This is a genomic window from Caballeronia zhejiangensis (genome assembly GCF_000698575.1).
Classification (GTDB): Bacteria; Pseudomonadota; Gammaproteobacteria; order Burkholderiales; family Burkholderiaceae; genus Caballeronia; species Caballeronia zhejiangensis.
This window is the reverse complement of sequence record NZ_JFHD01000004.1, coordinates 284,318-303,303: the sequence shown is the minus strand read 5'-3', so window position 1 is coordinate 303,303 and position 18,986 is coordinate 284,318. Positions and strand designations below refer to the sequence as shown.

Below are 18,986 nucleotides of genomic sequence, written 5' to 3'. Positions count from 1 at the left end.
CATCCTTTCGATGTGTGTGCTAACTGCATACGAAGCGCAGCGTTTCGTCCCAGTCGCGGGCGAAGCGCGCGATATTGAATCGTTCGAGCGCGGTGCGCCGCGCGCCTTCGCCGAGACGCCGCGCTTCGGCGGGATCGCGCAGCAGGTGCTGCATCGCGTCGATGAGCGCCTGCGTGTCGGTATGCACGTAGCCGCTTTCGCCGTTGCGGATCACGGTGGCGAGTTCGGTCGTCGCGAGACCGATGATCGGCATGCCGATCGTCATCGCTTCGACGATGGCGAGCCCGAGGCTCGTCCAGCGAATCGGATTGAAGAAGAAGCGATAGCGCGCGCTGAACGCCGCAAGCTCCAGATTGCCGATCTCGCCGATGCCGCCCGCCGACTGCGCATCCATGCCGACGAGATCGAGTGGCACGCGCGCGGCCGCTTGTGCATAGACATCGTTGCCGAGCCGCCTGCCGCGCTGGCGCAGATGATTGATCACCGCGATGCCGCGTTCGAGTTCGCCGCTATAGCGCACGCCTTCGGGCACGATCACGCCGTGTTCGATGACGCGCGTCGGCGTTTCGCCGCTGTCCCACATCAGCTTGTTGAAGTGCGTGACGTGCACGAGCAGCGTGTCGCGTTCCTGCACCCAGTGCTTCTGTTCGAAGGGGTTTTCCTGCGGCGGATCGTGCTCGATGTAGACGCGCGGCAGCCGGCGTTGCGCGTCGCTCAGCAGATTGATGCGGTCGTCGTCCCATTGACGCTTGTGCTGAAAGAGCACGACATCGAAGGATTGCGACTGCACTTCGCTCGCCGGAATTTCATGCACGTTCGGGCCGAAGGGCAACGCACCCGCCGTGCCCGCATAGCCCGGCGGATAACCGGGGCGCGTGACGAGATAGAAGTCGTGCGGCGCCTGGCTCAGATAGTAAAGATAATTGCCGTGAATATGCCAGGTAAGCACGCGCAGACGCCGGGAACTAGTCGTGGGCATGAAGAAGCGTCTCCTCTCGGACGGTCGATTCAAGCTGGGCGAATGCCGTGTCGATCACGGATTGCACGCTTATGTTCATCGCGCATTCATGACCGTAAGGGCACTCGCGAAACGCGCACGGACGGCACGAGGGCCAGTCCGCGAGCACGCGATGACGCGCGTGATCGAGCGGCGCCCAGCGACGTGTATCGCTGCCCGACGCGACGACGACACTCGGCGTGCGCATCGCTGCGGCGACATGCGAAAGCCCCGTGTCGTTGCATACGATGAGCCGCGCCTTCGCGACGAGCGCCGCGAGCGAGCCGAGCGACGTGCGGCCGGCGAGATCGATGCCGGCACCTTGCGCAACGCGCGCCGTCAACGGGGCTTCACCCGCGCTGCCTGTGACGGCGACTTGCCAGCCGCGCCGCGACAACGCGCGCGCCACGTCGGCGAAGCGCTCGACGGGCCATCGACGGGAAGGCAGCTGCGCGCCCGGATGCACGAGCACGAGCCGCTCGCTATCGAGCGCGCACGCTTCGATCAGCGCATCGCATTCGCGATTGTCGGCATCGGTCAGCGGAATTTCGAGATCGAGATCGTTTGCGTCGATGCCGAGCCGCTGCATGAGCGCGGTGTATCGCGCGGATTCGGGCAGATCGTCGGGCCATGGCATGAAGACGCCTCTACGCATGGCTTCGTCCGGCTTCAGAAAGCCCGCGTTCAGACGCGCGCCGATGCCTTCGACGATATCGTTCGCCACGCCGCCGCTTCCATGCAGTTGAATCGCGAGATCGAAGCGACGTGCGCGCATCGCTTGATGAAAACGAGGCAGATGTGCATCCGTTTCCTGCTGCTCGGGAAAACCGATAGCGCCGGGAAACACGATGAGTTCATCGACGAGATGCGCGTATCGTTCGACGAAACTTGCCGCCCAAGGCAGACCGATAAGCGCGATATGTGCTTGCGGATAGGCGCGGCGCAATGCACGCAACGCAGGCACGGCGCACAACATGTCGCCGAGCTGCAATGCGCGAAAGATGACGATGCGCTCGACGTTCATAGAAAGAAGACCCTGAACTTGAACGCGCCGCGTATGCGCCAGTAGATCGACAGATACGGAATGATCGCCGACGTCCACAGCATTTCCGCGACGTGCGACGGCGTGCGCGCAGTCGTCTTCAATCGTTGCATACTGAACCATATGGTCATCGCGGCCCAGGCAAGCAATGCGAGCGACCCGGTGCGCGGCGCGTGTGCTGCGAACGATCCGATCGCAACGACGAGCGCCGCGAGCATCGCGTAGTACAAAAGCGGCGGATTGCGGCGGATGCGCGTGCGAAACATCGCGGGATACTTTTTGTAGAGCAGTGCATCGAACTGGCTCTTCTTCTGCTGCGATATGCTCACGCCCCAGCGCGCAGGGCGCACCGGATGCAGCACGGTTGCGTCTTCCGCACGCGCGATGACGAGTCCCGCCTTCATCAGCGCGAATTGCAGATCCGAGTCCTCGCGCCACGCCGCCGTAAAGCGCGCATCGAAGCCGCCCGTACGTTCGAGTGCGGCGCGCGTGACGAAGGTGTTCGCCGTCGCGAATTCGGCGCTGGCGAGTCCGGCGGCGTCGCGTTCGTAATCGGTCGGGCGTGGTCCCAGCGGCACGACGATGCGGCCCGACACGGCATCCGCGCCCGCATCGAGCGCACGCATGCCATTGGCGATCCAGTTCGGATCGGGAATGGTGTCGTCGTCGGTGAAGGCGATGCGCCGCGCGAGGGATGCGCGCCAGCCCGCGTTGCGCGCGCCCGCCGGACCCTGCGTGGCGGTGACGGGAACGTAGCGGATCAACGGGCCGCGCCGCGCACGCGATTGCGACAGGCGCTGCACGCATGCCTTCGTCGCTTCGTCGGGGCCGTCGTCGCATACGATGATCTCGTAGCGCGCCGGATCGTAGGTCTGCGCCGCGAGCGCCAGCACGCAGCGTTCGAGCATCGCGGGGCGGCGATACGTCGGCACGACCACGGTCACGTCCGGGATGAAATCGCCGCGCGGTATCGCGGGTGCATCGGCCGCGCTCATCGCGCCGTGATCGAAGAGTTCGGCGTAGGTGCTCATGCGTGCGCGCCCGGCTTTTCGACAAGGAACGAGCCGATCACGAGCGCATCGAGCGGCGACGTCCAGAACGATTCGAGTGCGTCGCGCGGCGTATTCACCATCGGCTCGCCGCGCGTATTGAACGATGTATTGACGAGAACCGGCACGCCCGTGCGCGCCTTGAACGCCGCGAGCAGATCGTAGTAAAGCGGATGCTGCGCGCGATTGACGGTCTGCACGCGCGCGGTGCCGTCGATATGCGTGACCGCGGGAATGCGCGTCTTCATGTCGTCGCGCACGTCGAACACGAAGAGCATGAACGGCGCGACGCGTGCATCGACGAACCAGTCGGCTGCGTGCTCTTCCATCACGACGGGCGCAACCGGACGAAAGTCCTCGCGATCCTTGATCTCGTTGAGGCGCGCCTGCATGGACGCATCGATGGGCGATGCCAGAATCGAACGCGCGCCGAGCGCACGCGGGCCGAACTCGGTGCGTCCCTGATACCAGCCGATGACGCGGTTTTGCGCGAGAATGTCCGCGGTTTCTTCGGCGATATTCGTGAGCTTGCGATACGGCGCGCGCGTCCACTTGAGGAAGGTTTCGATCTCGTCGTCATCGAACGACGGTCCGAGATATGCGTGATCCATGCGCCATTTTCGACCGCGATCGCCGGTCTTCGCGCGTTGCTGATAGTCGGTCCACAAGGCAGCGCCGAGCGCCGTGCCCGCATCGCCGGCGGCGGGCTGAACCCAGATTTCATCGAACGGTCCGCGATCGCGCAGGCGCGCGTTCATCACGCAGTTGAGCGCGACGCCGCCCGCCATCGCGAGATTCTTCAGACCCGTACGTTCGTGCAGCCACTTCGCGAGTTCGAGCGCGGTCTCTTCCAGAACGACCTGCAATGAATGCGCGATATCGAAATGATGCTGCGTGAGCGGGCCGCCGCGTTCGCGCGCGGGACCGAAGCGCTCGACGAGACGCGGCGCATCGACGGTATAGCTGCCGTCGCGGCGATACTTCACGATCTCGCGAAACTGATCGACATACGCGGGCTTGCCGAACGACGCGAGCGCCATCACCTTGTACTCGTCGGACGAGTGCAGGAAGCCGAGATAGCCCGTCACCGTTTCATAGAGCAGGCCGAGCGAGTGCGGCAGTTCCACTTGCTTGATGCGCGTGTATTCGCCATTCACGAATTGCCCGAGACTCGTCGTGACGCCTTCGGCGCGACCGTCCATCGTAAGTACGGCGGTGTCGTCGAAAGGTGCGGCGAGAAACGCGCTCGCTTCGTGACAGAGATGATGATCGACGTTATGCCACGCGAAGCGCGGGGCGCGTCCGCCGCTTAGGAAACGCCGCTTCAGATGATGCGGCGCGCCGTCGATCAACTGACCCTTCGCATTGACGATATAGCTCAGGAACAGCGGATCCCAGGGCGATTCGGACGGGTTCGTCATCGCTTGCGCCGAGGGCATCATCGGCAGGGATATGTTCGCGTTTGCGTCCTTCGGCATGCCGGAAAACAGATGCGGATCGTACGAATACGCGATGTGATCCACATCCGCGAGTTCGATGCCCGCTTCCTTCAGGCAATAGTCGATTGCATCGAACGGAAGCTGCCATGTGGAAAACGGCACCGGCCGTTTCGCATGCTTGACGTGCGTGAAGCGCTCGTCCTCGGCCGCCGCGATGACGACGCCGTCCTTGACCAGCGCCGCGGCGCTGTCGTGATAAACCGCGTTGATTCCAAGTGTGTACATAGCTTAGCTTGCCTGTGTTATCGGATGGACGGGCGATGCATGTTCTTCTTCGATGAGCTCGAGCGCGGCGGAGACAACCTCGTCTACCTCGACGCCGACAAGGCACGCGTGATGGCCTTCGGGACACACGCTGCGATAGCACCAGCGGCACGAGACATCGTGATACAGCACGCGATGCGACGTTTGCCACGGCATGTGCTGCGGATTCGTGAGTGCGTAGAGATCCACGACGGGCGCGCCCAGCGCGGATGCGAGATGCACCGGTCCGCTGTTGTTCGAGATGAGAACGCGAGCGCGCTGGATGAGCGCGGCGAGTTCCCCGAGTTCGAGCGCGCCGGACAGATCGTGCGCGTAGGGACTCGTGCCGCAGGCGGCGCGGCACAAGTGACTTTCGCTTCGCGAGCCCGTCACGAGAATCGGCCATTCCAATTGAGCGCCGAGACGTTCGATCGTTTCGGCAAAGCGTTCGACGGGATAGCGGCGCGATTCCGCGCTCGCACCCGGATGCACGACGATGAACGGTGCGTCCATATCGACATCGCGGGCGATGAGCTTTTGCGTCAGCGAGTCGATATCGGCGGGGCGCACGGAGAAGCGCATGCGCGTATCGTCGGCTTTCGCACCGACTCTTGCGACGAGAGCGAGTTGCCGCTCCACTTCATGCCGTGTGCCGTGCTGCGGTTCAGTCTCCTGAACCCAGTCGGTGAGCAAACCATACGGATTCTCGCGGCAATGCGCGAGCCGCAGCGGAATGCCGGCGAGATGACACAACATGGCCGCGGGCAGCGGATTCTGGCTGTAGACGCTGAAGATCACCGCTGCATCGAAATGCGCCGATGCAAGGCGCGCACGCATGGCGAGATCGGCGAGGGCGTCGATGGGCGCATCCTGCCTGACCCACGGCGCGTCGTATTCGATCACATCGTCGATTGCATCGATGAAAGGCGCCGTCGCCTTGCCCGCTCGCGATGCGAGCAAGGTCAGATGCCTGCCCGGCTGCGCGGCGCGTAACGCGTGCAGCGCGGGCGTCGTCATCAGCACGTCGCCGAGATTGTCGAGACGGATGCAGAGAATGCGCTTGACATCCGCGCCCCATTCGCGCGCCTGGCTCGCGGCGCTCTTGCGCGCATGCGCTTCGACGACGGGTGCAAGCATGGGCTTCATGCGGGACACTCCGCATTGACGACTGCAATCGCCGCCTCGTACAGGTCCTTCGCGACGATATCCGGCTCGCGTCCAACGCCTTTGAGCCATTCGGTTTCGTTGCCGTTATCGATCAGCGCACTGCGGCAGCCCGCGCGATGACCGGCTTCGACGTCATCGAGAATGTCGCCGATGAACCAGCTCTGCGAAAGATCGATGCCATGCTCGCGCGCCGCACGCAACAGCAGGCCGGGCGCGGGCTTGCGGCATTCACACGCGCGCGTGAATTCAGGCACGACGCCCCGCGGATGATGCGGGCACCAGTAAATGCCGGCGAACGACGCGCCCGCTTCGGCTGCGAGTTCACGCAAACGCGCTTCGACGCGATCGAGTGCCTGCAAGTCGAACTTGCCGAGCGCGACGCCGCTCTGATTGCTGATTACGAAGATCGGCAGTTCGAGCCACGAAAACAGGCGCAACGCGTCGAGCGCGCCCGGCGCGAGGCGCATCTTCAGCGGATCGACGTTCCAGGGCACATCGTCGAGCAAGGTGCCGTCCTTGTCGATGAAGATCGCAGGCCGCAGTGGTTGCGTCATCGTGCGGCTCCGCCCATGGCAACGCGCGCGGCGGCTTGTCCTTCCTCGCCCGCAAGTCGCGCGTAGACCTGTGCGAGCGCCTGCGCGACGCTCGACCATGTGAACATTGCGTTCGCGCGGGCGAGGCCCGCTTCGCCCATTCGCGTGGCGAGCGCGGCATCTCGCTTGAGCGCGACGAGCGCATCCGCGAGCGCGGCCGGATTCTTCGGCGGCACGAGCAAGCCGGTTTCTCCGTGCGCCACCGAGTAGCGAATGCCGCCGACAGCAGCACCGATGACGGGCCGCCCGCAAGCCATCGCCTCCAGCGGCGTGATGCCGAACGGCTCGTACCACGGCGTCGTCACGAAGACATCGGCTGCGTTATAGAAGTGCTTCAGTTCACCTCGTCCATGACGGCCCACGAAGTGAACATGCTCTTCGATGCCGCATTCGCGCGCGACCCCGCGCAGCCTGCCGATCTCCGGCGTCGCGTTCTCGTTCGCTTCGTCGGAATTGCCGCCCGCCACATAAAGCTCGGCACTTTCGCCATGCTCACCGTGTAGCATGCCGAGCGCGCGCACGACATTGTCGACGCCCTTGCGCGGCACCATGCGCCCGAGTTGCAGCACGATGAACCGGTCTTGCGGCCAGCCGAGACGTTCTCTCGCTGCCGCCTTGTCTAGCGGATGGAACTCCGCGCGATCGAAGCCGCACGGCACGAGGTCGATGCGCGCGGGATCGGCGTCGTACAGATGAATCAGATCGTTCTCGTCCTGGGGACATTCGGCGATGACCGAATCGGAGCGCCTGACGAGCTCGTCTTCGATATCGAAGCGCGCATCGGGAAAGCCGTCCGATTCGCCTTGATGCAGGCGTCGCACGCGCCCCAGCGCATGAAACGTCGTGACGAGCGGCACGCCGAGCGCGTCCTTGATGCGCAGACCCACGAGGCCCGACATGAAGAAGTTCGCGTGCACGATGTCATACGGTTGCGCTTCCTTCTTCATGAAGTCGATCATGAAGCCGGCGAACGCATCCATATGCGGCAGAAGCTGTTCCTTCGGTAACTGCACGGGCGGACCGGCCGGTACATTTATCACGCGGATGTTTTCGAAGCGCGAGACGAGCGGCAATAACGAACGGTCGCAACGAGTGAACACATCGACGTCGTGACCGATGCGAACGAGCTGACGCGCGACATTCGCCACATAGATGTTTTGCCCGCCGCTGTCTACGCCACCCGCGATCGCCAAGGGCGATGCGTGCTCACTGATCAATGCGATTTTCACGGAAGTCCCCTTATCTTGCGATCCCAATGTGCGTGTGCGCGGCGCGCCATCGCGTGGATCAGTCACCAGCGTTCAGCATTCCCTGTGCCACTCGTTGTCGAACTGGCGAGAACTGCGAAACGATTTGCGGTTCGATGCGGGACGAACCAAATTTCGTTTGGTTCGTCGCGCGACGCACGCGTTTTTACGTGGGGCGTGTAGAACCGAAAGACGCCGACGATTTCGTCTGCCTGGCGCGGCGCAAATCGTCTTCGCGCACGACGCGGCGCATGTCCTGGACGCGCGAGGGGATCACGCGGCGCCTGGTCATCGCCCATGCGATGCCGCTTGCGAGGATCGGTAAATCGCGCATCAACGTGCGCTCGCGCCATGCCACGAGGAAGGCTTTTCCGGTGGCGTGAAGGGCTTGGTCGAATGGCAGGCGCATCCATGCGACCCACGCGGCGTTGCGCGCGAGGAGCCTGCGCCGTTGTGCGCTGTCGCGCAGCGGTGAGGGATGGTGATGAAGGACGAGGTCATCCATATAGACCATCTCGTAGCCGGCGGACAGGACATCCAGCGAGACGAGCGTTTCTTCTCCGCCGATGAAAAGCCTGGGCTCGTAGCCGCCGACTTGCCGGAAGACGTCGGTGCGGAACACGCACGCGCCCGCCATGAAGCCGACGAGCGCGGGACCGGGCAAGCCACGATGCGGCAGCGGGCTTTCGCGCATTCGTTGGCAGGTCTCGTCCGCCGCGCCGTCGGCACCGACGACGACGCGCGCGTTGAGCACCGCGACGCGCGGCGCCGCATCGAGGATCGCGACGGCGCGCGACAGCGATCCGGCGCTCCACCAGGTGTCGTCATCGCAGAATGCGACGTACTCCGTCGCGACGCGAGCGACGCCGAGATTGCGTCCGGCCGCGCCGAGATTGTCCGGCGCCACGACGAGTTCGACCGATGGAAACTGCGCCGCAATGCGCTCGGCCGTGCCGTCGGTGGACGCATTATCGACCGCTACGATGCGGATGCGGTCCGGCAGCGCGGCAAGTCTTGCGAGCGTGTCGAGCACCTGATCGGCTCTGTTGTACGTCAGCACGACGACGGTGAGCCGCGCGCGATCGGGCTCGGAAAGTGTTGCCGGTTCAGCCATGGTCGACGGCTCGCAGAGTCCAGAAGCGTTCGGGCGCGAGCACGTCGTCATAGCCGTGGGGCCCGAAGGCTTTGAGCTGACTCGCATAACATTGCACCGCGCGTTGCTTCGCTTCGATGCAGCGCGAGAGCGTGGCGGCATCGATCGGATCGAGCAGCGGCGTCGCTTCGATGCCGCTTCCGATGAGCTCGACGAGCCGTTGCTGCACGAGGCCATCCATGCGCCGATATAGACAGTCTTCGTACGCAATGCATGCCGTCGCGTCCGAAAGGCACGCCTCGCGCGCGGCCGTATGAACCAGCGCGTGGTCGGAATGAAAGAGGCCGAGCGGGATGAGGAGCGTGGCGCAATCCTTCTCGCGCATCACGTCGCGAATGGCCGAGGCGATCTTGGCGGTGGTCGCGCTCGTGCCGCCTTGCGTGTATTGGGAGTCGAGAAAGCCGAGATGCACGGCACGAGCGCCCAGGACGTGCAGCGCGGCTTTGTCTTCGACACGGCGCTCGCGCATCGCCTGATGTGCGTCCGCGAAGCCGCACTGCGCGTCCCAGTCGGTGGCGAGCGCCGTGTCCGGCGCACCCGCGAATATCGTGCAGACGGATGCGCCCGGCGACGCGGCGAGCAGGGCGCCGCAACTGAAGACGGCATCGTCGAGATGCGGGGAAATCACCAGGGTTCTTTGAGCGGAGAGAGGCATGGCCGGTTGCTTTCGATGAATCGATCCGAAGCCACTGCGCAATGAGCGTGCCTCGACGCGCCGGTCTGCAGGTAATCGTCTGATCGTGCGCGGTCGGCGCGTGTCGATTGATTAGGAACCCAAGCTAATCGCAACGCGGAGACGACTTCAGCCCGTTCGCATGAAGGCACCGCCGGGGTCCGCTCCGACCCAGGCGCATCGGCCGCGACCGACGCTTAACAAAAGCGTGAGCACGCCGGCGCACAAGAAGGCGAGCCGGACGATCGTGGGCTATCTGAGATTGTCGCGCGATGCAGGGCATACGCTCAGCGCATCGCGATAACTTCAACGCCGCCGCTTCTGCTGAAGCGAAGGCGGCCGTTCGGTCAGGCTGTTCGCCGTGTCCTTGACGAGCGCGCCTGCATCGATGAACTGACGCCGGTACTCCGCCGGCGTCGTTTGCTTCGCGGCCTTGAATTGCCGATTGAAGTTGGCGACGTTCGCAAATCCCGAGCGCGCGGCGATGACCGATATCGGCAGGGACGTGTCGCCCAGCATCCGGCACGCATGGCCGATTCGAACCCGAGCGATGTATCGCCCGACGCTCTCGCCGATGTGCTGCACGAAATAGCGCGTCAAGGTGCGCTCCGAAAGGCTCGCCGCTTCGCATAGCTCCGATAGCCGGAGCGGTTCGGCAAAGCGCGCATCGATCATCGAAAGAACGCGATTGATGCGCTCGGGCTCGTGACCGGACGGCCCCGCGTTCGTCTGATTGAAAGCGCTCGGCGACGCGAGCGGATGGCCCGGCGCATCGGCGAGCGTGCACAGGACATCGAGCGCGGCGCTCAGGCGTTCGCGCGGCGCGGTCGAGAGCAACTGTTCGAGACGGCTGCGCATCCGTTCGCCGGCGGGAGGCTCGAACGCCAGCCCGCACGCCGCACGGCGCAGGAGCTTGCGAAGCGGCTCGTATTCGCGGCAGCAGTCCGCCATGCGCCGCGCCCAGTCGCCGTCGAACCAGATGACGATCGCGACTTGCGGCAACGACGAGTCGATCGACCGGTTCGACGACCACGTATGCGGCAAATCAGGCGGCACGAGGACGAGATCCTCGGCCTGATAGTCGTTCACCGAATCGCCGATATAGCGCTTGCCGTGACTGTTCATCGTCAGCGTCAGCTCGTATTCCGGATGGTGATGCCATTCGAATGGAATACGCGCGAGCCGCCGATGGTAAACCCGCACCGAACAGTCCGCGCCGAATTCGACATGCTCGTAGGCTGGTTTCATGGCCGAAAACGCAAATGAATTGCCTGAATCGTATCACCGCCGCAGACGGACGCATCATATGCTGTGTCCACGGAAATTCATGTGGAGACGATCATGGCGCTGAAAATCGATGACTTGCCGGGCGCGATCCGGCAAGCAAAAAAGGAACTGCGCGCCGCGCTGCCGAACTACCGCGAAGTGTTCGCGCAAGTCGAGCAGACGATCGGCGAGGAAGCGAAGCGGATCGCCGCGCGGCGCGATCGCGGCGAAGACGTCATTCCGGAAATTCAGTTCGCCGACATCACCGAAGGGCGCGTGAGCGGCGAGCAGATCGCGCTCGTCAAGTCGAGCGGCGCGTGCGTGATCCGCAATGTCTTTCCACGCGCACAGGTACAGCAATGGGATGAAGACATCGCGCATTACGTCGAACGAAATCGCCTCGACAAGCGCCTCGAAAACCGCGCCGAAGACAAGTACTTCGGTCAGCTCGCGTCGAGCAAGCCGCAAATCTACGGCGTGTACTGGTCGAAGCCTCAAGTGCTGGCGCGCCAGTCGGAGTCGCTGACCGCGGCGCGCGTGTTTCTCAACAAGCTCTGGCGCAACGAGAGCGAAGGACGCGTTCACTTCGACCCGGAACATGTGCCGGTTTATGCCGACCGTCTGCGCCGGCGGCCGCCCGGTTCCGCGTCGCTCGGCTTGTCGGCGCATTGCGATGGCGGCTCGGTCGAGCGCTGGATCGAAGGCAATTTCCGCAAGGTGTATCGCCACGTCTTCGCGGGCAACTGGCGCGATTACGATGCGTTCGACGCCGCTTTCCGTCCCGATGTCGAAGAGATCGCATCGCCGGCCGTGTGCTCGATGTTCCGCACGTTCCAGGGCTGGACCGCATTGACGCCGCAAGGTCCGGGCGACGGCACGCTGCAGCTCGTGCCCATCGCCAACGCGATGGTGTACATCCTGCTGCGCGCGCTCCAGGACGACGTCGCCGACGACGACCTGTGCGGCGCGATGCCCGGACGCGCGCTGTCGATCAGGCCGGAGTATCACGCGCCGCTGTTCGAGGCGCTGTCGTCGATCCCGAAGATGGATGCGGGCGACACCGTGTTCTGGCATAGCGACGTCATTCACGCGGTCGAAGACGAACACAAGGGCGCCGGCTACAGCAACGTCATGTACATCGCTTCCGCGCCCGGATGCGCCAAAAACGACGCGTATCTGAAGCGTCAATTGCCGAGCTTCCTGAAGGGCGAAAGCCCGCCCGATTTTCCAGGCGATCATTTCGAAGTCGATTTCGAAGGCCGCGCGACGCCCGACGACCTGACGCCGCTCGGCAAGTCGCAACTCGGATTCGAACAGCGCGCGTGAACGCGTCGCTTCATAAATAAATAAAACCCGGAGACAAGCAATGAAACGATCAACGATGTCGGTTGCGGCAGCCGTCGCGATGTTCATCGCCGGCACGCACGCGGTATCGGCCGCCGAACAGATCTCGGTCCTGCACTGGTGGACTTCCGGTGGCGAATCGAAAGCGATCCGCGTGCTCAAGGACGACATGAGCAAGCAAGGATACGAATGGAAGGACTTCGCCGTCGCGGGCGGATCGGGCACGGCGGCCATGACCGCGCTGAAGACACAGGTGATCTCGGGCAACGCGCCCTCCGCCGCGCAGATCAAAGGACCGCTGATTCAGGACTGGGCCGATCAGGGCGTGGTCGTCACGATCGATCAGGCCTCGGCCGACTGGAAAGCGCACACGCCCGCGCAGATCGACAACGCGATGAAGTCGGGCGGACATTACGTCGCCGCGCCGTTCTCGGTGCATCGGATCAACTGGCTGTGGATCAACAAGGGGGATCTCGACAAGGTCGGTGGCAAGCCGCCCACGACGTGGCCGGAGTTCTTCGCGCTTGCCGACAAATTTCGCGCGGCGGGCATCACGCCTGTCGCGCATGGCGGTCAGCCGTGGCAGGACATGACCATCTGGGAGACGGTCGTGCTGTCGCAAGGCACGGACTTTTATCGCAAGGCGCTCATCGATCTCGATCAGAAGACGCTCACGTCGCCGCAAATGATTCAGGTCTTCGAGACGGTGCAGAAGATACGCACTTACTTCGACAAGGCCTATCACGGCCGCGACTGGAATCTCGCCACCGCGATGGTGATCTCGGGCTCGGGCGGCATGCAGTTCATGGGCGACTGGGCCAAGGGCGAATTCGCGAACGCGAGCAAGAAGGCGGACGTCGACTTCGTCTGCGCGCCCGCTCCGGGCACGTCGAACGCCTACACGTACACGGCGGATGCCTTCGTGTTCTTCCAGCAGAACGGGAAGAAGGATGCGACGCCGGGACAGATCGCGATGGCGAAGACGATCATGTCGCCCGAATTCCAGGAACAGTTCAGCCTCAACAAGGGTTCGATTCCCGTTCGCCTCGATGTGCCGATGGACAAGTTCGACAGCTGCGCGAAGAAGTCTCGCGCGGACGAGCAGGCGACGATCAAGTCGGGCGGCTTCCTGCCTTCGCTGGCTTTCGGCGAACTTCAATCGCCGGTGACGGCGGGCGCGATCACCGACGTCGTGACGAATTTCATGAACTCGAACGAGGATGCGAAGGAAGGCGTGCGCAAGCTCGCCGCCGCCGCGAAGATCAAATAAAAGGCGCATCCGTAGCGCCGACGCCTTCATAAGAAGCCTTCCCGCCGCCCGACGGAATGTGGACTCAACGATTGTTCCCGTCTGGCACTAACTTCCTGGATTTTTCGCTGTGGATACTCGGTCATCGGTTCGCCGCTTGCGCGACGGACCGCACCGAAACGGGGAATGCCGCGCCGGCGAGCCCGATTTTCCACTTCTCCAGGAACCGTCATGAACACGATCCGCGTCTGTGGCTTGAAACGCCTGCCGGGCAAGTTGCTTAGAAAGTTCTCGCCGGCGCGCGCGCTGGCGACACTCGCCGTCGCCGTGTGCGCGTGGGGCGGCGCGCAGGCCGCGAACGCCGAAGACAAGGAAGTGACGATCGCGTATCAGCAGATCGTCGATCCCTGGGTCGTCGGCATCGCCGATGGCTCCATCGCCAAGGCGACCGGCTACAAGATCAACTGGCGGCAGTTCGAATCCGGCGCGAAGGTGGCGACCGCGATGGCCTCGGGCGACATCAAGATCGGCGTGATCGGCTCCAGCCCGCTCGCCGCCGCCGTCAGCCAGGGCGTGGACGCGCAGCTCTTCTGGATTCTCGACAACATCAACGAAGCCGAGGCGATGGTCGTGCGCAACGGCTCGGGCATCGCCAAGCCGGCGGATCTGAAGGGCAAGACCATCGGCGTCCCGTTCGTCTCGACGACGCACTATCACACGATGTTCGCGCTGCAGCACTGGGGCATCGATCCGTCGTCGGTGAAGATTCTCAACATGCAGCCGAATCAGATCGCGGCGGCGTGGGAGCGCGGCGATATCGACGCTGCCTACGTGTGGGATCCGGCGCTCTCGCAACTCAAGAAGAGCGGCAAGGTGCTGATTACGTCGGGCGATCTGTCCAAGCTCGGCAAGCCGACGTTCGACGGCATCGCGGTCGATCGTGCGTGGGGCGAAGCGCACAAGGACTTCATGGCGAAGTTCGTCAAGGCCATCTCCGATCTCGATGCGCAATACCGCAACGATCCGGCCAAATGGACCGCGCAGTCGCAGCAGGCCGCGGCCATCGCGAAGACGATCGGCGGCGCGCCGGCCGACGTGCCGGGCTCGCTTTCGCTGTATGGCTATCCGTCGGCGCAGGAGCAGGCGACGAAGCAGTGGCTCGGCGGCGGCGCATCGAGCCGCGCGGCCTTCGCGCTCAAGGACACGGCGGACTTCCTGAAGCAGCAGAAGCGCGTCGACGCCGTGCTGCCGGACTATTCGAAGTTCGTGACGGCGGAATACGTCGAAGCCGCGGAAAAACTGAAATAAGCCCGGCCGCGCGCCGCTTGCCCTTGGCACATCCGAGTCCGGAGGACATATGGGTTGCATGCAGGTGAAGAACGTGAGCGTGGTGTTTCCGGGCCGACGCCCGGGCGAGCGCGTGCAAGCGCTCGACGGCATCGATCTCACTATCGGCGATGGCGAATTCGTCGTCGCGCTGGGTGCGTCGGGTTGCGGCAAGACGACGCTTTTATCGCTGATGGCGGGTTTCATCGCGCCGTCATCGGGTGAGATGCTGCTCAACGGCAGGCCGGTAGAAGGGCCGGGCGCCGATCGCGGCGTCGTGTTCCAGAAGCACGCGCTCTTGCCGTGGCTCAACGTGCTCGACAACGCGACCTTCGGCCTGAAGCTGCAAGGCGTGCCGAAGGCGCAGCGCGAGGACATCGCGAAGCGCAATCTCGCGCTCGTCGGCCTTCAGGATTTTCATCGGCACATGATTTATCAGCTGTCGGGCGGCATGCAGCAGCGCGTCGGCATTGCGCGCGCGCTGACCTGCGATCCGGCGATGCTGCTGATGGACGAGCCGATGGCCGCGCTCGATGCCCTCACGCGCGAGACCATCCAGGAGCTGCTGCTCGATGTCTGGCAGCGCACGCAGAAGATGTTGTTCTTCATCACGCATAGCGTCGAGGAGGCGCTTTTTCTGGCGAGCAGGCTGATCGTGATGTCGCCGCGTCCGGGCCGCATCACGCATAGCTACGATCTCGATTTCAACCGCCGCTTCCTCGCCACACGCGATGCGCGCGCGATCAAGTCCAGCCCCGATTTCATCGAGATGCGCGAGCGGGTGCTCGGCATCATCTACGGCGACGAGCGCGCCGCTCATCATGCGGAGGAGATTCATCATGGTTAAGCGCGCATCGATGACGGTGCCGGGTCCCGCGATCGACAGCGGCATCGGCGCATCGCGGCGTCCGCCGGGCCGGCCCGCGCGGCAATCGAAGAAGAAGCCGGTGAAGCCGGGCGACACGTTCGGCGTGCCAGGCTACGGCAGCAGCTTCGCGATGAGCATCGCGACCGTCGCCGTGCTCGTGGCCGGCTGGTTTCTGATCACCGGCATGCACTGGGTCAAGCCGCTCTTTCTGCCGTCGCCGCAAGCGGTCTATGCGAAGTTCATCGCGGTGGCGAGCGATGGCTTCGCGAACTCGACGCTCGCGGAACACGTCGTCGCGAGCTTGCTGCGCGTGTTCGGCGCATTCGCGCTCGCGTGTGCGACGGCGATTCCGGTCGGCGTGATGATGGGCGTCTCGCGGCACGCGCGCGGCGTGTTCGATCCGCCGATCGAGTTTTACCGGCCGCTGCCGCCGCTCGCGTATTTGCCGCTCATCATCATCTGGTTCGGCATCGGCGAGTTCTCCAAGATCTTCCTGATCTATCTCGCGATCTTCGCGCCGCTCGCGATCGCCGCGCGCGCGGGCGTGCGCTCGGTGTCGATCGAGCAGATCCACGCCGCGTATTCGATGGGCGCGTCGCGCACGCAGGTCGTCACGCATGTGATCCTCAAGTCCGCGCTGCCGGAGATTTTCACGGGCATGCGTATCGGCATCGGCGTCGGCTGGACGACGCTCGTCGCGGCGGAGATGGTCGCTTCGACGCGCGGTCTCGGCTTCATGGTGCTCAACGCGGCCGAGTTTCTTGCGAGCGATGTCGTCATCATGGGCATCATCGTGATCGGCTTCTTCGCGCTTTGCTTCGATCTGCTGATGCGGTATCTGGAAAAAGCGATGGTGCCGTGGAAAGGCCGCGTGTGATGCCTTTCAATAGCCGATCCTGAGCGGCTCGGGATGCGTGCGGCTGATCGCGAGCGTCGCGCCGACCTTGAAGCCCGAAAGCGTGATGGATGCCGTGAACGGACGGCATCCGTTCGCCGCGTTCGGATCGAGCGCCGAATTCGCCTGGAACGACTGCGTGACGCCTTCGGCCGCGAAGTACACGGTGACGTCGTTGCCGCGTCTGACGGCGAGCGCGGCGCGCGGTCCGTTGAGCGAGTCGAGGATCGGATCGCCGCTGCAATCGGGCGATGCGAAATCGACGACCTTCGTCGCGAGCCAGTTGAAGTCGGTCGCGGAAAAGTGAAAGGTCGCGTCCTGTACGCGTGCAATGGGAATCACGGCGGTTGCGTCTCCGGCCGTCAGCGCGACGCCGTTTTGCGCGGCGAAGATCGTGAGATCGCCGATGACGTGACCGTTCGCATCGAACACCCTGACAGGGCGATGCCTTGCCTGATGCGCGAAGTCATCGGCGGGCGATGTTGTTGCGTATAGCGCGATCAGCGCTCCGATCAGCCAGTGCCTCATGTCGGTCTCCGTGCGGTCCGTGCGCGTCTTCCGTCAATAAGCCACGCGCAACGGCTCGGGATAATGCTGCGTCAGCGGATACGTGCGCTCGATGGCCCAGTAGTTGGCGCCTTGGTCAGACAGACTCGTCAGGCAGGTCGTCGCCCCGGTAGACGGATCTGTCTGCCTGAACGACCACACTTGCACGTTGCCGGACATTTGCTTGCCCGCGATATAGACGGTCACGTCGGCGCCTTCTCTGAGCGGCATCGCCGGAGCGGGGCTGCCGGCATCCGCGACGGCGACGCTTCCGGTGCAATCGCGCGATGGGTACGGCACGAACGTATAGCCGACCCATTCGTATTGCGAGGCCGAATACTGCAACGGACCGACGCGCTTGTGATTCACCGCCACGAAGACGGGCTCGCCGTCTATCGCGAGATACACGCCGTTGACGCCCGAATAAACCTCCAGCGGGCCGACGCGCTTTCCCTGTGCGTCGTACACCATCGGCTGGCGCAATGTGTTCTCGCCGGAATGCGCGCGATCGTCGCGTTTATCGCGTTTATCGCGTTCATCGGCGGCGCTCACGCTCGCGCACAGGACGAGCAGCAAAACAAGCATTCGACACATGAAGCGTCTCCGTCGATCGTGCCCGATCAATATCTGATGGTGAGCGGCTCGGGATAATGAGCCGTCAGCGGATAGTTCGTCTCGGCCGTGAATGCGGGCACGGGCGCGGTGGATGGCGGCATGTGCCCGATAGTCGGCGGCGGCGTGCACTGCTTGCCGTCGAAGACCGCGACGACCTGAGCGGGCGACGAGTCCGTATCGCCCGCGATCAGGAGCGTGACGTCCGCGCCCGTTCTCATCGCGATCGACGGTCGTGGGCCGCTGCCGGGAGGAATGATCGGCGAGCCGCTGCAATCGGCGGTCGAGTAGTCGAATGGTCCGTAAGTCGACCACTGGAATTTCGCCGAGTCGTACGCTTCGCCGTTGTTGTTCAGGCGCGTGATCTGCGCGAAGACGAGCGCGCGGTCGATCGTGAGGAACACGCCGTCGTAGCCGCCGTAAGAAGCAAGGCGTCCGATAAGTTTGCCTTGTGCATCGAATACTTTCAGAGCGGGCTGGTCGCGATGTCGTCGCCCGTCCTGCCTGTCGTCTGCGTCCGCATGCAGGGACATTGCGCTCACGGCCGACAGGACCACGAAGATAAGCGACAGACGCATGAGGCGTCTCCTTCCACTGACGACGTCCGCATGGGGCTTGCGGACCGGATTCGACTGTTCAATGAGCATAGGTTCGCGATGCGCTTATTTCAAGCGCCGCGAAGTCATGGATAGCTTTGCAAATCGCCGTCGGCTCGTTCGTCTTTGAATGAGACGCGAAGGAGCACGCGATGAGCGGACGCGATTTTCTCGAACAAGGCCCTCTTGCGGCCATCGACGGGGTGAGGATCGGCGAGTTGATCGGACTCGATGGCGACGCTGCGTCCCCGTTCGTCGTCTACCCTGGCCAGCCGGGGAGCGCGGCGCTCGTCGCGCGCACGGTCGTCGATCTGCGCGGCATGCATATCGGCCGTCAAGTCGCGCTGATGTTCGAAGCCGGAGACCCGACGCGCCCGATCATCATCGGCTGTCTGATCGGATGCGAAGCCTGGCCGTTCGACGATGCGCCCGCACAGATCGATGTCGACGCCGATGGCAAGCGGCTTCTCGTGACGGCGAAGGAGCAGATGGTGCTGCGTTGCGGAAAAGCCAGCATCACGCTCACGCGCGACGGACATGTGCGCATACGCGGAAGCAGCGTGTCGAGCAGTGCGTCAGGACTGAATCGCATCATCGGCGGATCGGTGCAGATCAACTGAT

Annotated in this window: 19 protein-coding genes; 6 read left to right on the top strand and 13 right to left on the bottom strand. The window is 63.8% G+C overall.

The window, feature by feature from the left end; genetic code table 11:
* Positions 1-19 precede the first annotated feature (19 nt).
* The 10 genes from BG60_RS09245 to BG60_RS09200 all read right to left on the bottom strand — a co-directional run bounded on the left by BG60_RS09245 (position 20) and on the right by BG60_RS09200 (position 10,911).
* Positions 20-979, bottom strand: coding sequence for a glycosyltransferase family 4 protein (locus tag BG60_RS09245; protein ID WP_008345361.1), 960 nt, complete (start codon positions 977-979; stop codon positions 20-22).
* The gene (locus tag BG60_RS09240; protein WP_008345362.1) at positions 966-2,021 is read right to left on the bottom strand and encodes a glycosyltransferase family 9 protein; all 1,056 of its coding nucleotides are present in this window, start codon (positions 2,019-2,021) and stop codon (positions 966-968) included. The genes BG60_RS09245 and BG60_RS09240 overlap by 14 nt, the downstream gene beginning before the upstream one ends.
* The gene (locus tag BG60_RS09235) at positions 2,018-3,034 is read right to left on the bottom strand and encodes a glycosyltransferase family 2 protein (RefSeq protein WP_051078954.1); all 1,017 of its coding nucleotides are present in this window, start codon (positions 3,032-3,034) and stop codon (positions 2,018-2,020) included. Before BG60_RS09235 ends, BG60_RS09240 begins: the two co-directional genes overlap by 4 nt.
* Positions 3,035-3,066: 32 nt before the next feature.
* Positions 3,067-4,812 carry a carbamoyltransferase family protein gene (locus BG60_RS09230; RefSeq protein WP_034471137.1) on the bottom strand — a complete coding sequence of 582 codons (1,746 nt, stop codon included), beginning with the start codon at positions 4,810-4,812 and terminating at the stop codon, positions 3,067-3,069.
* A 3-nt stretch (positions 4,813-4,815) separates the two neighbouring features.
* The gene (locus tag BG60_RS09225; protein WP_008345365.1) at positions 4,816-5,976 is read right to left on the bottom strand and encodes a glycosyltransferase family 9 protein; all 1,161 of its coding nucleotides are present in this window, start codon (positions 5,974-5,976) and stop codon (positions 4,816-4,818) included.
* On the bottom strand, positions 5,973-6,551 hold the full coding sequence (locus BG60_RS09220; protein WP_008345366.1) for a D-glycero-alpha-D-manno-heptose-1,7-bisphosphate 7-phosphatase: 579 nt from the start codon (positions 6,549-6,551) through the stop codon (positions 5,973-5,975). Before BG60_RS09220 ends, BG60_RS09225 begins: the two co-directional genes overlap by 4 nt.
* Positions 6,548-7,819, bottom strand: coding sequence for a glycosyltransferase family 4 protein (locus BG60_RS09215; RefSeq protein ID WP_008345367.1), 1,272 nt, complete (start codon positions 7,817-7,819; stop codon positions 6,548-6,550). The genes BG60_RS09220 and BG60_RS09215 overlap by 4 nt, the downstream gene beginning before the upstream one ends.
* A 184-nt stretch (positions 7,820-8,003) precedes the next feature.
* Complete coding sequence (locus BG60_RS09210; protein WP_008345368.1) at positions 8,004-8,951, bottom strand: glycosyltransferase family 2 protein; 948 nt, start codon at positions 8,949-8,951, stop codon at positions 8,004-8,006.
* Entirely contained in the window at positions 8,944-9,618 is a 675-nt protein-coding gene (locus tag BG60_RS09205) for a PIG-L deacetylase family protein (RefSeq protein ID WP_008345369.1), read from the bottom strand. The genes BG60_RS09210 and BG60_RS09205 overlap by 8 nt, the downstream gene beginning before the upstream one ends.
* 351 nt (positions 9,619-9,969) lie before the next feature.
* Complete coding sequence (locus BG60_RS09200) at positions 9,970-10,911, bottom strand: helix-turn-helix domain-containing protein (RefSeq protein ID WP_008345370.1); 942 nt, start codon at positions 10,909-10,911, stop codon at positions 9,970-9,972.
* A gap of 93 nt (positions 10,912-11,004) precedes the next feature.
* On the opposite strand from BG60_RS09200, the gene BG60_RS09195 reads away from it, so the two are divergent.
* The 5 genes from BG60_RS09195 to BG60_RS09175 all read left to right on the top strand — a co-directional run bounded on the left by BG60_RS09195 (position 11,005) and on the right by BG60_RS09175 (position 16,593).
* The gene (locus BG60_RS09195; RefSeq protein WP_008345371.1) at positions 11,005-12,255 is read left to right on the top strand and encodes a DUF1479 domain-containing protein; all 1,251 of its coding nucleotides are present in this window, start codon (positions 11,005-11,007) and stop codon (positions 12,253-12,255) included.
* Between the two features lie 40 nt (positions 12,256-12,295).
* Positions 12,296-13,543 (top strand): ABC transporter substrate-binding protein, encoded by a 1,248-nt coding sequence (locus BG60_RS09190; RefSeq protein ID WP_008345372.1) that lies wholly within the window; start codon positions 12,296-12,298, stop codon positions 13,541-13,543.
* Between the two features lie 210 nt (positions 13,544-13,753).
* Positions 13,754-14,830: a taurine ABC transporter substrate-binding protein gene (tauA, locus tag BG60_RS09185; protein ID WP_008345373.1), complete on the top strand. Its 1,077-nt coding sequence runs from the start codon at positions 13,754-13,756 to the stop codon at positions 14,828-14,830.
* A 49-nt stretch (positions 14,831-14,879) separates the two neighbouring features.
* On the top strand, positions 14,880-15,695 hold the full coding sequence (locus BG60_RS09180; protein WP_008345374.1) for a taurine ABC transporter ATP-binding protein: 816 nt from the start codon (positions 14,880-14,882) through the stop codon (positions 15,693-15,695).
* A gap of 10 nt (positions 15,696-15,705) precedes the next feature.
* A complete protein-coding gene (locus BG60_RS09175; protein WP_200889158.1) occupies positions 15,706-16,593 on the top strand; it encodes an ABC transporter permease subunit in 888 nt (295 codons plus the stop codon).
* 6 nt (positions 16,594-16,599) lie between these two features.
* On the opposite strand, the gene BG60_RS09170 is transcribed toward BG60_RS09175, so the two are convergent.
* Genes BG60_RS09170 through BG60_RS09160 form a run of 3 tightly spaced genes read right to left on the bottom strand, consistent with a single transcriptional unit; the run spans position 16,600 to position 18,347 of the window.
* Entirely contained in the window at positions 16,600-17,139 is a 540-nt protein-coding gene (locus tag BG60_RS09170) for a hypothetical protein (RefSeq protein ID WP_008345376.1), read from the bottom strand.
* A gap of 33 nt (positions 17,140-17,172) precedes the next feature.
* Positions 17,173-17,751 (bottom strand): hypothetical protein, encoded by a 579-nt coding sequence (locus tag BG60_RS09165; RefSeq protein WP_144403557.1) that lies wholly within the window; start codon positions 17,749-17,751, stop codon positions 17,173-17,175.
* 26 nt (positions 17,752-17,777) lie between these two features.
* A complete protein-coding gene (locus BG60_RS09160) occupies positions 17,778-18,347 on the bottom strand; it encodes a hypothetical protein (protein WP_008345378.1) in 570 nt (189 codons plus the stop codon).
* A 170-nt stretch (positions 18,348-18,517) separates the two neighbouring features.
* Between BG60_RS09160 and BG60_RS09155 the strand changes: the two genes are divergently transcribed.
* Positions 18,518-18,985, top strand: a complete 468-nt coding sequence (locus BG60_RS09155) for a DUF6484 domain-containing protein (protein ID WP_008345379.1) — start codon at positions 18,518-18,520, stop codon at positions 18,983-18,985.
* The last annotated feature ends 1 nt before the right edge of the window (position 18,986 follow it).

What these genes read in the sequence shown, in the direction of transcription:
- BG60_RS09245 (WP_008345361.1), bottom strand. Translation starts at nt 979, where the DNA reads ATGCCCACGACTAGTTCCCGGCGTCTGCGCGTGCTTACCTGGCATATT.
- BG60_RS09240 (WP_008345362.1), bottom strand. Translation starts at nt 2,021, where the DNA reads ATGAACGTCGAGCGCATCGTCATCTTTCGCGCATTGCAGCTCGGCGAC.
- BG60_RS09235 (WP_051078954.1), bottom strand. Translation starts at nt 3,034, where the DNA reads ATGAGCGCGGCCGATGCACCCGCGATACCGCGCGGCGATTTCATCCCG.
- BG60_RS09230 (WP_034471137.1), bottom strand. Translation starts at nt 4,812, where the DNA reads ATGTACACACTTGGAATCAACGCGGTTTATCACGACAGCGCCGCGGCG.
- BG60_RS09225 (WP_008345365.1), bottom strand. Translation starts at nt 5,976, where the DNA reads ATGAAGCCCATGCTTGCACCCGTCGTCGAAGCGCATGCGCGCAAGAGC.
- BG60_RS09220 (WP_008345366.1), bottom strand. Translation starts at nt 6,551, where the DNA reads ATGACGCAACCACTGCGGCCTGCGATCTTCATCGACAAGGACGGCACC.
- BG60_RS09210 (WP_008345368.1), bottom strand. Translation starts at nt 8,951, where the DNA reads ATGGCTGAACCGGCAACACTTTCCGAGCCCGATCGCGCGCGGCTCACC.
- BG60_RS09200 (WP_008345370.1), bottom strand. Translation starts at nt 10,911, where the DNA reads ATGAAACCAGCCTACGAGCATGTCGAATTCGGCGCGGACTGTTCGGTG.
- BG60_RS09195 (WP_008345371.1), top strand. Translation starts at nt 11,005, where the DNA reads ATGGCGCTGAAAATCGATGACTTGCCGGGCGCGATCCGGCAAGCAAAA.
- BG60_RS09190 (WP_008345372.1), top strand. Translation starts at nt 12,296, where the DNA reads ATGAAACGATCAACGATGTCGGTTGCGGCAGCCGTCGCGATGTTCATC.
- tauA (WP_008345373.1), top strand. Translation starts at nt 13,754, where the DNA reads ATGAACACGATCCGCGTCTGTGGCTTGAAACGCCTGCCGGGCAAGTTG.
- BG60_RS09180 (WP_008345374.1), top strand. Translation starts at nt 14,880, where the DNA reads ATGGGTTGCATGCAGGTGAAGAACGTGAGCGTGGTGTTTCCGGGCCGA.
- BG60_RS09175 (WP_200889158.1), top strand. Translation starts at nt 15,706, where the DNA reads ATGACGGTGCCGGGTCCCGCGATCGACAGCGGCATCGGCGCATCGCGG.
- BG60_RS09170 (WP_008345376.1), bottom strand. Translation starts at nt 17,139, where the DNA reads ATGAGGCACTGGCTGATCGGAGCGCTGATCGCGCTATACGCAACAACA.
- BG60_RS09165 (WP_144403557.1), bottom strand. Translation starts at nt 17,751, where the DNA reads ATGTGTCGAATGCTTGTTTTGCTGCTCGTCCTGTGCGCGAGCGTGAGC.
- BG60_RS09160 (WP_008345378.1), bottom strand. Translation starts at nt 18,347, where the DNA reads ATGCGTCTGTCGCTTATCTTCGTGGTCCTGTCGGCCGTGAGCGCAATG.
- BG60_RS09155 (WP_008345379.1), top strand. Translation starts at nt 18,518, where the DNA reads ATGAGCGGACGCGATTTTCTCGAACAAGGCCCTCTTGCGGCCATCGAC.